This is a genomic window from Stenotrophomonas chelatiphaga, assembly GCF_032054965.1.
GTDB lineage: Bacteria > Pseudomonadota > Gammaproteobacteria > Xanthomonadales > Xanthomonadaceae > Stenotrophomonas > Stenotrophomonas chelatiphaga.
This window is the reverse complement of sequence record NZ_DAMBRS010000010.1, coordinates 38,738-52,566: the sequence shown is the minus strand read 5'-3', so window position 1 is coordinate 52,566 and position 13,829 is coordinate 38,738. Positions and strand designations below refer to the sequence as shown.

Sequence of the window (13,829 nt, the reverse complement as noted above, 5' to 3'; positions counted from 1 at the left end):
CTGCTGCCACGATTTCCGGGAGGAAAACAATGAACGATACGACCGCCACCCCGACCTTCAAGCCGAAGAAGTCCGTCGCCCTGTCCGGCACCGCCGCCGGCAACACCGCCCTGTGCACCGTGGGCCGCAGTGGCAATGACCTGCATTACCGTGGCTACGACATCCTGGACCTGGCGACCACCAGCGAGTTCGAGGAAATCGCCCACCTGCTGGTGCACGGCAAGCTGCCGACCCGCGCCGAGCTGGTGTCCTACAAGGCCAAGCTGAAGTCGCTGCGTGGCATCCCGGCCGCGGTCAAGGCCGCGCTGGAAGAACTGCCGCCGTCGGCGCACCCGATGGACGTGATGCGCACCGGCGTGTCCGTGCTGGGCTGCGTGTCGCCGGAAAAGGACGACCACAACCATCCCGGCGCGCGTGACATCGCCGACAAGCTGATGGCCTGCCTGGGCTCGATGCTGCTGTACTGGTACCACTGGAGCCACAACGGCCGCGCCATCGACGTGGAGACCGACGATGACTCCATCGGCGGCCACTTCCTGCACCTGCTGCACGGCGAAAAGCCGCAGGATTCGTGGGTCAAGGCGATGCACACCTCGCTGATCCTGTACGCCGAACACGAGTTCAACGCCTCGACCTTCGCCTGCCGGGTGATTGCCGGCACCGGCAGCGACATGTACAGCGCCATCGCCGGCGGCATCGGCGCGCTGCGCGGACCCAAGCACGGCGGCGCCAACGAAGTGGCGTTCGAAGTGCAGAAGCGCTATGACAGCGCGGATGAAGCCGAGGCGGACATCAAGGCGCGCGTGGAGCGCAAGGAAGTGGTGATCGGCTTCGGCCATCCGGTGTACACCGTGTCCGATCCGCGCAACAAGGTGATCAAGGACGTCGCCCGCGAGCTGTCCGAAGAACAGTCGAGCATGAAGATGTACGACATCGCCGAGCGCCTGGAAACGGTGATGTGGGACATCAAGAAGATGTTCCCGAACCTCGACTGGTTCAGCGCGGTGAGCTACCACATGATGGGCGTGCCGACGGCGATGTTCACCCCGCTGTTCGTCATCGCACGCACCTCCGGCTGGAGCGCGCACATCATCGAACAACGCATCGATGGCAAGATCATCCGCCCCAGTGCCAACTACACCGGTCCGGAAGACCAGGCGTTCGTGCCGATCGACAAGCGCGCCTGACGCGTGACCCGGCACCCTCGCGCAGGGTGCCGTGCGGAGCGGGGCGGCGATGCCGTCCTGGTTCCGTTGTGGCGTTGCAACGCCGTCCCTGCCGGTGACGCGACGCCCGGCCCGCCACTGTCCAAGAGCCAGCCATGACCAGCCCCATGATGAATGAGTCGTACCGCAAGAACCTCCCCGGCACCGCGCTGGACTATTTCGATACCCGGGCCGCGGTCGATGCGATCCAGCCCGGCGCCTATGCCACGCTGCCGTATACCTCGCGCGTGCTGGCGGAAAACCTGGTGCGCCGCTGCGACCCGGCCACCCTGGAAGCCTCGCTGCGGCAGCTGATCGAGCGCCGCCAGGACCTTGATTTCCCGTGGTTCCCGGCCCGCGTGGTGTGCCACGACATCCTCGGCCAGACCGCGCTGGTCGACCTGGCCGGCCTGCGTGACGCCATCGCCGATGCCGGCGGTGACCCGGCGCAGATCAACCCGGTGGTGCCGACCCAGCTGATCGTCGACCACTCGCTGGCGGTGGAGTACCCCGGTTTCGACAAGGCCGCCTTCGAGCGCAACCGCGCCGTGGAAGACCGTCGCAACGAAGACCGTTTCCACTTCATCAACTGGACCCGCAAGGCGTTCAAGAACGTGGACGTGATTCCGCCGGGCAACGGGATCATGCACCAGATCAACCTGGAGAAGATGTCGCCGGTGGTGCAGGTGCGTGATGGCGTGGCCTTCCCGGATACCTGCGTGGGCACCGACAGCCACACCCCGCACGTGGATGCGCTGGGCGTGATCGCCATCGGCGTCGGCGGCCTGGAAGCGGAGAGCGTGATGCTCGGCCGTGCCTCGTGGATGCGCCTGCCGGACATCATCGGCGTGGAACTCACCGGCCGCCCGCAGCCGGGCATCACCTGCACCGACATCGTGCTGGCGCTGACCGAGTTCCTGCGCGCGGCCAAGGTGGTCGGTGCGTGGATCGAGTTCTTCGGCGCCGGTGCCAGCGCGCTGAGCATTGGTGATCGCGCGACGATTTCCAACATGACGCCGGAGTTCGGCGCCACCGCGGCGATGTTCTCCATCGACCAGCAGACCCTGGACTACCTGCGCCTGACCGGCCGCGAGGAACCGCAGGTGCAGCTGGTGGAAACCTATGCCAAGGCCGCCGGCCTGTGGGCCGATGACCTGGCGCAGGTGCAGTACGAGCGCGTGCTGCAGTTCGACCTGTCCAGCGTGGTGCGCAACATGGCCGGCCCGTCCAATCCGCACAAGCGCGTGGCCACCAGTGAACTGGCCGCGCGCGGCATCGCCGACGAGGCCAAGCTGGCCTCCGGCAAGCTCGAGCAGGCCGGCGGGCTGATGCCCGATGGCGCGGTGATCATCGCCGCCATCACCAGCTGCACCAACACCAGCAACCCGCGCAACGTGATTGGTGCGGCGCTGCTGGCGCGCAATGCCAACCGCGCCGGGCTGACCCGCAAGCCGTGGGTGAAGAGTTCGCTGGCGCCGGGTTCCAAGGCGGTGCAGCTGTACCTGGAAGAGGCCGGACTGCTGGGCGAGCTGGAGCAGCTGGGCTTCGGCATCGTCGGCTTCGCCTGCACCACCTGCAATGGCATGAGCGGCGCGCTGGACCCGGTGATCCAGCAGGAGATCATCGACCGTGACCTGTATGCCACCGCGGTGCTGTCGGGCAACCGCAACTTCGATGGCCGCATCCATCCCTACGCCAAGCAGGCGTTCCTGGCATCGCCGGCGCTGGTGGTGGCCTATGCGATCGCCGGCACGGTGCGGTTCGATATCGAAAAGGACGCGCTGGGTGTCGATGCGCAGGGCAATCCGATCACCTTGAAGGACCTGTGGCCGAGCGACGAAGAGATCGATGCGGTGGTCAAGGCCAGCGTGAAGCCGGAACAGTTCCGCAAGGTCTACGACCCGATGTTCACCTTCAAGGTGGAACACGGCGCGCCGATCAGCCCGCTGTACGCATGGCGTCCGCAGAGCACCTACATCCGCCGCCCGCCGTACTGGGAGGGTGCGCTGGCCGGTGCCCGCACCCTCAGCGGCATGCGTCCGCTGGCCGTGCTGGGCGACAACATCACCACCGACCATCTGTCGCCGTCCAATGCGATCCTGGCCAGCAGCGCTGCCGGTGAGTACCTGGCGCAGATGGGCCTGCCGGAAGAGGACTTCAATTCCTATGCCACGCACCGCGGCGACCACCTCACTGCGCAGCGCGCCACGTTCGCCAACCCGAAGCTGATCAATGAGATGGCGGTCGTGGACGGGGTGGTGAAGCAGGGTTCGCTGGCCCGCGTGGAACCGGAAGGCCAGGTGCTGCGCATGTGGGAAGCGATCGAGACCTACATGCTGCGCCGGCAGCCGCTGATCATCATCGCCGGTGCCGACTACGGCCAGGGCAGTTCGCGTGACTGGGCGGCCAAGGGCGTGCGCCTGGCCGGTGTGGAAGCGATCGCGGCCGAAGGCTTCGAACGCATCCACCGCACCAACCTGATCGGCATGGGCGTGCTGCCGCTGGAGTTCAAGCCGGGCGTGACCCGCCTGACGCTGGGCATCGACGGTACCGAAACCTTCGACGTGACCGGTGCGCGGCTGCCGCGTGCGGAGCTGACCCTGGTCATCCATCGCCGCGACGGCAGCCAGCTGATGGTGCCGGTCACCTGCCGGCTGGATACCGCCGAAGAGGTGTCCATCTACGAGGCCGGCGGCGTGCTGCAGCGCTTTGCGCAGGACTTCCTGGAAGCGTCGCAGGTTGCATGACGATCTCGCCGACCTTCCTCCTTGGACTGATCCCATGACCTTTCTTCCGCAGCTCCGCATTCCCGCCACCTACCTGCGTGGTGGCACCAGCAAGGGCGTGTTCTTCCGCCTGCAGGATCTTCCGCCCGCCGCGCAGGTTCCCGGGCCGGCGCGCGATGCGCTGCTGATGCGGGTGATCGGCTCGCCCGATCCGTATGCCAAGCACACCGATGGCATGGGCGGGGCAACGTCGAGTACCAGCAAGTGCGTGATCATTTCGGCGGCGTCGGTCCCCAACCACGATGTCGATTACCTGTATGGCCAGGTGTCGATCGATACCGCCTTCGTCGACTGGAGCGGCAACTGCGGCAACCTGAGCACGGCGGTTGGCCCCTTCGCCATCGGCAATGGCTTGATCGAGCCGGCGCGGGTGCCGCGCGATGGGTTGTGCAGCGTGCGCATCTGGCAGGCCAACATCGGCAAGACCATCATTGCCCACGTGCCGATGCGCGATGGCCAGGTGCAGGAAATAGGCGATTTCGATCTGGACGGGGTGACCTTCCCGGCGGCGGAAATCCAGCTGGAATTCCTCGACCCGTCCGACGATCAGGACGGCGGGGCGATGTTCCCGACCGGCAACCTGGTTGATACGCTGGAGGTCCCCGGCGTGGGCAGTTTCCAGGTGACGATGATCACCGCCGGGATTCCGACCATCTTCCTCAACGCCGCCGACCTGGGCTACACCGGCACCGAACTGCAGCCGGCCATCAACGAAGACCGCGCGGCGCTGGAGCGCTTCGAGGCGATCCGCGCGCACGGCGCAGTGCGCATGGGGCTGATCGAGCGCATCGAGCAGGCGGCCACCCGCCAGCACACGCCCAAGGTGGCATTCGTGGCGCCGGCGCAGGACTTCGTTTCTTCCAGTGGCAAGGCGATTGCCGCCGCGTCGATCGACCTGCATGCGCGGGCGCTGTCGATGGGCAAGCTGCATCACGCGATGATGGGCACCGCCGCGGTCGCCATCGGCACGGCCGCGGCGATTCCGGGCACCCTGGTCAATCTGGCGGCGGGCGGCGGGGCGCGCACGTCGGTCGTGTTCGGTCATCCTTCGGGCACGCTGCGGGTCGGCGCCGAGGCGGCGCAGGTGGACGGGCAGTGGACGGTGACCAAGGCGATCATGAGCCGCAGCGCCCGGGTGCTGATGGAAGGCGCCGTCCGCGTCCCGGCCGATACCCTTTGAACCGGTACTGACGGCCGCTCGAACCGGTAGTGACGGCCGCTGGCCGTCAGCGTGGCGCCGGATGACGGCCAGCGGCCGTCACTACCGGTGCGCGCGGGGCATAATGCACGCCTTGTTCAAGGAGTGACGACATGACCGGTCCGCAGCGGCTTCGGAAGTGGGGATGGGCGGCAGCCCTGATGGCAGGAAGCCTGTTGGCCGGCATCACCGGCTGCAACCGCAACGACAGCGGGCAGCTGCCCGCGGCCAGCGGCGAGGCGATCACCGCCAAGGCCGAGCAGGTGACCGAGTTCACCCTGCTGCGCGCCTACCCGGACCAGAAGAACGATGGACTGTCGCTGGCGCTGGAGTTCTCGCGCCCGCTGGTCGGCACCCAGGACTTCGACGCGCTGGTGCGCTTCGAGGAAAAGGTCGGCACAGATGACAGCAGCTGGACCCTGTCCGAGGACGGCAGGACCCTGCGCTACCCGTTCGTGGAAGCCGCCAAGGAATACTCGCTGGTGGTGTCGGCCGACCTGTTGGCCGCCGACGGCAGCAGGCTGGGCAAGGAACTGCGGCAGAAGGTGTTCAGCGGCGAACTGACCCCGGTGGCCGGCTTCGCCTCGCAGGGCAGCGTGCTGCCGGCGCGCGACAGCCGCGGCCTGCCGGTGGTGTCGGTCAACGTGCCGGAAGTGGACGTGGAGTTCCTGCGCGTGCGCGAGAAGGAACTGCCGACGTTCTTCAGCCAGTACCAGCGCGGCGGCCGCCGCGGCAGCTGGGAACTGGACAGCGACTACAGCGAACGCACGCCGATCAGCCGCCTGGCCGAACCGGTCTACGTCAACCGCTTCATCCTGGGCGGCAAGCAGAACGAGCGCGTGCTGACCTACCTGCCGACCCAGGACATCAAGGAACTGCAGGAGCCCGGACTGTACTTCGCCGTGCTCAAGCGCACCGGTGCCTTCGATGGTGAGTTCGATACCGCGTTCTTCAGTGTCAGCGACATCGGCCTGCATACCCGCGCGTACAAGGACAAGCTGTTCGTCCACACCGCCTCGCTGAAGGACGGCGCGCCGCTGAAGAAGGTGGACGTGCGCGTGCTGGACGGCAAGGGCGAAGTGGTCCTGCGCGGCAGCACCGACGGCAACGGCAACGCGCTGCTGGATTACACCCTGGATGCCAGCCACGTGCTGGTCGCCGGCAGCGGCAAGGACACCAGCTTCCTGCCGTTCAACCAGCCCGCGCTGGACCTGAGCGAGTTCGCGGTGGCCGGGCGAGACAACGCCTGGTTCGATGTGTTCGCCTGGTCCGGGCGCGACCTGTACCGTCCCGGCGAGACCGTGCGCCTGTCCGCGCTGCTGCGCGACAACGATGGCAGGCCGGTCGCACCGGGCAAGGATGCAAAGGCACGCCAGCCGGTGTTCCTGCGGCTGAAGCAGCCCGATGGCAAGATCTTCCGCGAAACCCAGCTGCAGCCCGGCGAACAGGGCTATTTCAATTTCGAACAGCTGATCCCTGCCGATGCGCCGACCGGCCGCTGGCAGGTCGAGTTCCGTACCGATCCGGCCAGCAAGGAAGCGATCCAGGGCATGACCCTGCGCATCGAAGAATTCCTGCCGGAGCGGATGAAGCTGGACCTGGACAGTGCGCAGAAGAGCCTCAAGCCCGGTGATGCGCTGCGGCTGCAGGCCAACGGTGCCTATCTGTATGGCGCACCGGCCGACGGCAATCGTTTCACCGCGCGCCTGGCTGTGGCCGTGGAACAGACCCCGGTGGAAGGCCTGCCGGGTTACTTCTTCGGCGACCCGACGGTGAGCCTGCCGCGCGAAGCCAAGGACGTGGTGGACACCACGCTGCCCGCCGATGGCATGCTGAAGCAGGATGTGGACCTGCCGGAAGAAGCCGCCAAGGCCAAGACCCCGGTGGCGGTGGTGTTGTCGGGCAGCCTGTATGAAACTGGTGGACGCACCGTCAACCGCACCCTCAAGCGGGTGATGTGGCCGGCCGCGGCGCTGGTCGGCGTGCGCCCGCTGTTCAACCCGGACGACGGCGCCGATGCCAATGGCACCGCGCGCTTCGAACTGATGCGCGTGGATGCGGCCGGCAAGCCGCAGCCGGCCAAGGGGCTGAAGGTCACCCTGGTGCGCGAGCTCCGTGATTACCACTGGGCGTTCAACGACAATCGCTGGGACTACGATTTCACCCGCCGCTTCGAGAACAAGGACACCCGCACCGTCGACGCCGGCACCAGCGCGGTGGCCTTCGACGTGCCGGTGGAGTGGGGCGAATACCGGGTGGACGTATTCGATCCGGCCACCGGACTGACCAGCCGCTACCCGTTCCGCGCAGGCTGGAGCTGGGGCGACGACAACCGGGGCCTGGATGCACGCCCGGACAAGGTCAAGCTGGGCCTGGACAAGACCGGCTACAAGGCCGGCGACACGCTGGAAGTGACGGTGACGCCGCCGCATGCAGGTCGTAGCCTGCTGATGGTGGAAACCGATCGCATGATCTACGTGCAGGACATCGACGCCAAGCCGGGCAGCACCTTCAGGATTCCGGTCACCGCCGACTGGGAGCGCCACGATGTGTACATCACCGCGCTGGTGTTCCGTGGCGGCAGTGCACCGAGCAAGGTGACCCCGGCACGCGCGGTGGGCGTGGTGCACGTGCCGATGGACCGCAAGGCGCGCACGGTCGCGGTGGGACTGGTGGCGCCGAAGCAGATGCGTCCGGAGCAGGACCTGCCGGTCACCGTGAGCGTGCCGCAGTTGGCCGGCAAGGTCGCGCACGTGACCGTGTCCGCGGTGGACGTGGGCATCCTGAACATCACCCGCTTCCCGGTGCCCGATGCGGCGGCGCATTTCTTCGCGCAGCGCCGGCTGGGCATCGATGCCTATGACATCTACAGCCGCGTCATCGAAAGCTTCGACGGCAGCAGCGGCAAGCTGAAATTCGGCGGCGACATGGCGCTGGCGGCGTTGCCGCAGGCCAAGCGGCCGACGGCGCGGGTGCAGACCGTGGACCTGTTCACCGGGCCGGTGAAGCTGGATGCCAAGGGCAATGCCCGGGTCCGCCTGAAGGTGCCGGATTTCAACGGCACGCTGCGGGTGTCGGCGCTGGTGTATGCCGATGAAAGTTATGGCAAGCGCGATGTGGAGACCGTGGTGCGCGCCCCGCTGCTGGCCGAAGCCAGCATGCCGCGCGTGCTGGCCCCGGGCGACCGCAGCACGGTCACCCTGGACGTGCAGAACTTCACCGGCAAGCCCGGCCAGTTCAACGTGCGGGTGGAAACCGAAGGCCCGCTGAGCCTGGCCGAGGGCACGCGCAGCATCCAGCTGGCGGCCGATGCCAAGAGCACGCTCAGCTTCCCGCTGAGTGCGCGCGAGGGGCACAGCGTGGCCAAGGTGCGGGTGCGGGTGGACGGCAACGGCTTCAAGGCCGATCGCCGCTACGACCTGCCGGTACGTGCGGCCTGGCCGCAGGTGCTGCGTTCGCAGGTGCGCACGTTGGATCCGCTGGCTGCGATCAGCCTGGATGGCAGCCTGATGGACGGCCTGATGCCGGAATCGGTGACCGCGCGCCTGCTGGTCAGCCCGCTGCCACCGATTCCCTTCGCCAGTGCCCTGCAGGGGGCGCTGAACTATCCGTACGGCTGTGCCGAACAGACCACCAGCAAGGGCTACGCCGCGCTGATCCTGGACCAGGCCACGTCGACGATGCTCGGTGCCGACGGACTGGACGCCAAGGTGCGCCGCGAGCGCATGGAAGGCGCCTTCGGTCGCCTGGCTTCGATGCAGGTGGCCAACGGCAACTTCTCCATGTGGGGCGACGACGGCTACGTCAATCCGTGGCTGACGCCGTACATCACCGAGTTCCTGCTGGATGCCCGCGATGCCGGTTTCGCCGTACCCGACAACGTGCTGCAGAAGGCATTGAACCGGCTCAGCGAGGACCTGCTGTCCGGCGGCAATCAGTTCTATGGCCAGGATCGCCGTGACAACCTGAAGTTCGCCAACCAGGCCTACTCCGGCTACGTGCTGGCGCGGGTCAACCGCGCGCCGTTGGGCACCCTGCGCACGCTGTATGACAACGAACGGGCCAAGGCCATCGGTGGCCTGCCGCTGGTGCACCTGGGCGTGGCGTTGTCGCTGCAGGGTGATCGCAAGCGCGGTGAAGCGGCCATCGCGGCCGGCTTCGCCAAGCCGAGCAGCGAACGGCCGTCGTACTTCGGTGACTACGGCAGCGCGATCCGCGATGACGCGCTGATGATCGCGCTGACCCACGAGCACAACCTGGCCAAGCCGGCCTGGGATGCGCGTTCGGTGGACCTCGGGCGTGAGCTGGATACCCGACGCAACCGTGGCTGGATGTGGCTGAGCACCCAGGAACAAGTGGCCATCGCCCGCCTGGGCAAGGCGCTGGCCGCGAACCAGAAGAAGCTGGTTGCCGGTGAGCTGGTGATCGGTGCGCAGACCGAAAGCATCGGGGAGCGTCGCCTGTTCGGCCGCGGCTTCGACGCCGCGCAGCTGGTCAGTGGCGTGCGCTTTGCGCCCACCGGTGAGCCGCCGATGTTCGCCAGCATCGACGTGGCGGGTATTCCGCGCACCGCGCCGGCGCCGGACAACAGCGTGATCGGGGTGGAGCGCAGCTGGTTCGGCACCGACGGCAAGCCGTGGACGCCGCGCCCGTTGAAGGAAGGCGAGGCGCTGATCGTGCGCGTCACCGTCACCCCGGACAGCAGCATGCCCGATGCCCTGCTGACCGACCTGCTGCCGGCCGGGCTGGAGATCGAGAATTTCAACCTCGGTGATGCCAAGCAGTGGGCCGACGTGGTGGTGGACGGCATCGGCATCAGCGCACGCGGTGATGCGGCCGACGTCAAGCACGAGGAGTTCCGCGATGACCGCTACGTGGCGGCACTGAACCTGTCGCGTGGCAGCAAGGCGACGCTGTTCTACCTGGTGCGCGCGGTCACTCCGGGCACCTACACGGTGCCGCCGTCGCTGGTTGAAGACATGTACCGACCGCAGCTGCGCGGTGTCGGCCGCAGCAACCCCAGCACGATCACGGTGGTGCAACCGTGAGCCGGCGGGCGGGCCGCCACGCTGCGGCCTGCCCACGGGGCCGCCGGTGATCAAACGCGGCCTGCGCCGGTTGCGGCGCAGCCTGCGGCCGCTATGGCCGTGGCTGCGCTGGGGCAGCGTGGCGCTGCTGTTGGCGGTGCTGCTGCTGGACCTGGCGTTCCCGCCGCCGTTGCCGAAGCAGCGCGATACCAGCACGCTGGTCGTCGCGCGCGACGGCAGCCCGCTGCGCGCGTTCGCCGATGCCGAAGGCGTGTGGCGCTACCCGGCTTCGGTCGACCAGGTCTCCCCGTTGTACCTGCAGGCCCTGCTGGGCTACGAGGACCGCTGGTTCTGGCGCCATCCCGGCATCAACCCGGTCGCGCTGCTGCGCGCCAGCACGCAGATGCTGGGGCAGGGGCGCATCGTGTCGGGCGGCTCGACGCTGACCATGCAGGTGGCGCGCATCCTTGACCCGCATACGCGCACGCCCTGGGGCAAAGCCAAGCAGATGCTGCGCGCGCTGCAGCTGGAAGCGCACCTTTCCAAGCGCGAGATCCTGACCCTGTACCTGGAGCGCGCGCCCTACGGCGGCACCATCGAGGGCGTTGAAGCGGCCAGCTGGGCCTACCTGGGCAAACCGGCGGCGCAGCTGTCGCATGCCGAGGCCGCGCTGCTGGCGGTGCTGCCGCAGGCGCCCAGCCGGCTGCGTCCGGACCGCCATCCGCAGGCAGCGCAGCAGGCGCGTGACAAGGTGCTGGCACGGATGGCTTCGCTGGGGCGCTGGTCCGCCGACGCGGTGGAAGATGCACGCGTGGAAACGGTGGTCACCCGTTCGCTGCGTCCACCCCTGCATGCCGCCTTGCTGGCGCAGCGCCTGCATGCCGCGCAACCCGGGCAGCCACGCATCGAAAGCAGCATCGACATCGACCTGCAGCGCACGCTGGAGGGCCGGCTTTCCAGCTACTTCTCCACGCTGCCCGAGCGGACGTCGGCGGCGCTGCTGGTGGTCGACAACCAGACCCTGCAGGCACGCGCCTACGTCGGCACGCTGAACTTCGGCGACCGCCAGCGGCTGGGCCACGTGGACATGGTGCAGGCATGGCGTTCGCCGGGTTCCACGCTCAAGCCCTTCCTGTACGCCATGGCGCTGGATGACGGCCTGATCCACTCGGAGAGCCTGCTGGTGGATGCGCCGCAGAGCTTCGGTGGCTACCGCCCGGGCAATTTCGACGAGGCTTTCAATGGTCCGGTGAGCGCGGCCACCGCACTGCGCCTGTCGCTCAACGTGCCTTCGGTGGACCTGCTGGACCGGGTCGGGCCGGCGCGCTTCGCCGCGCGCCTGTCGCATGCCGGGATCCAGCTGCGCTTTCCACGTGGAAGCTCACCCAACCTGTCGCTGATCCTGGGCGGCACCGGAGCGCGGCTGGAGGACCTGGTCGGTGCCTTCGCTGCGTTGAACCGCGATGGCATCGCCGGTCGCGTGCGCTATACCGATGCGGATCCCGTGCTGGATCGCCGGCTGGTGTCTCCGGGCGCGGCGTGGATCGTGCGCGAGATGCTCGAAGCCAATCCGCGCCCGGGGCAGGGTATCGATACCTTCGACCTCGGCGGCCGGCCGCGGGTCGCGTGGAAGACCGGCACCAGCTACGGCTACCGCGACGCGTGGGCGATCGGCAGCACGCGCCAGTACACCGTGGGGGTCTGGGTAGGGCGGCCGGACGGCACGCCATTGCCGGGACAGTACGGGGCGGTGACGGCACTGCCGCTGATGTTCGAGGTGGTCGACAGCCTGCCGCGCCAGGGCCGTGCCAGCGCCGCGCCGCCGCGTCCGGCCAGTGTCACCCAGGCGGACGTGTGCTGGCCCACCGGGGAACTCGCCAGCGAGCTGCCGGCGGGATTGTGTCAGCGCCGGCTGAGTGCATGGTTGCTTGATGGCAGCGTGCCCCCCACCTTCGCCGAGCGCGATGCGCGGCGCTGGCAGCCGGGCCGGCAGCGCTACCAGGCTGATCTGCAAAGCGGCCTGCGACTGTCCGCCGACTGCAGCGCGCCGCACCAGGCGGAAGACCGCGAAGTCGCGCGCTGGCCGGCGCTGCTGGCGCCGTGGCTGCCGCAGGCGGCACGGGCTGCCTCGCAGCTGCCCGCGCTGGCACCGGATTGTCGCGACGACGGACGCCAGGCCAGCATCGCCCTGCACATCGACGGGCTCAACGACGGGGCGTCGTTGGCGCGTGCGCCGGGGGCCGTCGACGGCGTGCGCCTGCAGCTGCGTGCGCTCGGCAGCGAGCATGACATCGACTGGCTGCTGGACGGCCGCTGGATCGCCCGCACCCGCGGCGCCCAGCCGTTCAGCCAGCGCTTCGAACAGCCAGGACGGCACACGTTGACCGCACTGGCCAGCGATGGGGCTTGGACCCAGGTGCGGTTCAACGTGGTGCGCTGAGTCGGCTTACTTGCCGATCCAGCCATCCAGCAGGTCGGCGAACTCGTCGGCGTGCTCTTCCTCCTGGGCCAGGATCTCTTCCAGGATGCGCTTGGTGGTGGTGTCCTTGTCGCCGACGAAATTGATCATCTCGCGGTAGCTGTCGATGGCGATGCGTTCGGCGATGAGGTTCTCGCGCACCATGTCACGCAGGTCACTGCCTTCCTTGTACTCGGCGTGCGAGCGTGCGGTCAGGGTGTCCGGGTTGAAGTCCGGCTCGCCGCCGAGCTGCACGATGCGTTCGGCCAGCTTGCCGGCATGCGCCTGTTCCTGCTGCGCGTGTTCCAGGAACTCGGCCTTGACCGCGTCGGCGAGCATGCCCTTGGCCATGTAGTAGTGGCGGTAGTAGCGCAGCACGCACACGTATTCGGTGGCCAGTGCATCGTTGAGCAGCTGGATGACCGCCTTGCGGTCGGCGTTGTAGGTATCGGTGATCGCGCCATCTTCGATATTGCGCCGGGCGTTGTCGCGCAGGGTCTGGCGATCGCTGATGCCGGCGGGATGGGCGGGGTGGGGGTGCTTGGCTGGCTTTGACATGGCTGGCCTTTTCTCCTTCGTTATCGTGGGTTGCGGTACTACATTGATCAGTGCGGCAGGTGCGCCAGTACATGCTCGGCCGATGACACCTCGAACTTGCCGGGGGCGTCGATCCAGGCCTCGCGCACCGTGCCGTTGTCCACGTACAGGGCGAAACGACGCGAGCGCATGCCCATGCCGGACGCGCTGGCGTCGATTTCCAGGCCGAGCGCGCGGGCCAGTTCGCCGTTGCCGTCGGACAGCATCAGCAGTCCGTCGGGCACGTGCTGGCTTTCGCCCCAGGCCTTCATCACGAACGGGTCGTTGACCGCCACGCAGTACACCTCGATGCCGCGCTGGCGGAATGCGGCGAAGTGTTCGATGAACCCGGGCAGGTGGCTGGCCGAGCAGGTGGGGGTGAACGCACCGGGCACGGCGAACAGCACGGCCTTGCGGCCGTCGAACAAGGCCTTGGTGTCGACCGTCTCCACGCCGTCGCGGATCCGTTTCAGGGTGACTTCCGGGATCGGGTCGCCGGCTTGGATGCTCATGGGGGGCTCCTGGTAAGCGGGCAGCGTAGGCACGGAGATGGGATGGCCGCGTCAACGGATTGAAAAT

Annotated in this window: 7 protein-coding genes; 5 read left to right on the top strand and 2 right to left on the bottom strand. The window is 67.9% G+C overall.

All coding sequences use genetic code 11. The features are described from left to right. Nucleotides 1-29: 29 nt before the first annotated feature. The 5 genes from prpC (at nucleotide 30) to pbpC (ending at nucleotide 12,656) form a co-directional block, all read left to right on the top strand. A complete protein-coding gene (prpC, locus tag RTX79_RS12980) occupies nucleotides 30-1,187 on the top strand; it encodes a bifunctional 2-methylcitrate synthase/citrate synthase (protein ID WP_312684137.1) in 1,158 nt (385 codons plus the stop codon). Nucleotides 1,188-1,336: 149 nt separating this feature from the next. Then, entirely contained in the window at nucleotides 1,337-3,952 is a 2,616-nt protein-coding gene (acnD, locus tag RTX79_RS12975) for a Fe/S-dependent 2-methylisocitrate dehydratase AcnD (RefSeq protein WP_312684224.1), read from the top strand. Nucleotides 3,953-3,986: 34 nt separating this feature from the next. Next, a complete protein-coding gene (gene prpF, locus RTX79_RS12970) occupies nucleotides 3,987-5,171 on the top strand; it encodes a 2-methylaconitate cis-trans isomerase PrpF (RefSeq protein ID WP_312684135.1) in 1,185 nt (394 codons plus the stop codon). Between the two features lie 131 nt (nucleotides 5,172-5,302). Next, nucleotides 5,303-10,237: an alpha-2-macroglobulin family protein gene (locus tag RTX79_RS12965; RefSeq protein ID WP_312684134.1), complete on the top strand. Its 4,935-nt coding sequence runs from the start codon at nucleotides 5,303-5,305 to the stop codon at nucleotides 10,235-10,237. Nucleotides 10,238-10,283: 46 nt separating this feature from the next. Further along, nucleotides 10,284-12,656 (top strand): penicillin-binding protein 1C, encoded by a 2,373-nt coding sequence (gene pbpC / locus RTX79_RS12960; protein WP_312684133.1) that lies wholly within the window; start codon nucleotides 10,284-10,286, stop codon nucleotides 12,654-12,656. A gap of 6 nt (nucleotides 12,657-12,662) precedes the next feature. Here pbpC and RTX79_RS12955 read toward each other — a convergent pair whose 3' ends face one another. Both RTX79_RS12955 and RTX79_RS12950 read right to left on the bottom strand, forming a co-directional pair. Continuing rightward, a complete protein-coding gene (locus RTX79_RS12955; protein ID WP_057508731.1) occupies nucleotides 12,663-13,232 on the bottom strand; it encodes a ferritin-like domain-containing protein in 570 nt (189 codons plus the stop codon). A gap of 47 nt (nucleotides 13,233-13,279) precedes the next feature. Further along, nucleotides 13,280-13,762, bottom strand: a complete 483-nt coding sequence (locus tag RTX79_RS12950) for a peroxiredoxin (RefSeq protein ID WP_312684131.1) — start codon at nucleotides 13,760-13,762, stop codon at nucleotides 13,280-13,282. Nucleotides 13,763-13,829 lie beyond the last annotated feature (67 nt).

Excerpts from the sequence above, each read along its gene's own strand:
- prpC (WP_312684137.1), top strand. The coding sequence starts at position 30 with ATGAACGATACGACCGCCACCCCGACCTTCAAGCCGAAGAAGTCCGTC.
- acnD (WP_312684224.1), top strand. The coding sequence starts at position 1,337 with ATGAATGAGTCGTACCGCAAGAACCTCCCCGGCACCGCGCTGGACTAT.
- prpF (WP_312684135.1), top strand. The coding sequence starts at position 3,987 with ATGACCTTTCTTCCGCAGCTCCGCATTCCCGCCACCTACCTGCGTGGT.
- RTX79_RS12965 (WP_312684134.1), top strand. The coding sequence starts at position 5,303 with ATGACCGGTCCGCAGCGGCTTCGGAAGTGGGGATGGGCGGCAGCCCTG.
- RTX79_RS12955 (WP_057508731.1), bottom strand. The coding sequence starts at position 13,232 with ATGTCAAAGCCAGCCAAGCACCCCCACCCCGCCCATCCCGCCGGCATC.
- RTX79_RS12950 (WP_312684131.1), bottom strand. The coding sequence starts at position 13,762 with ATGAGCATCCAAGCCGGCGACCCGATCCCGGAAGTCACCCTGAAACGG.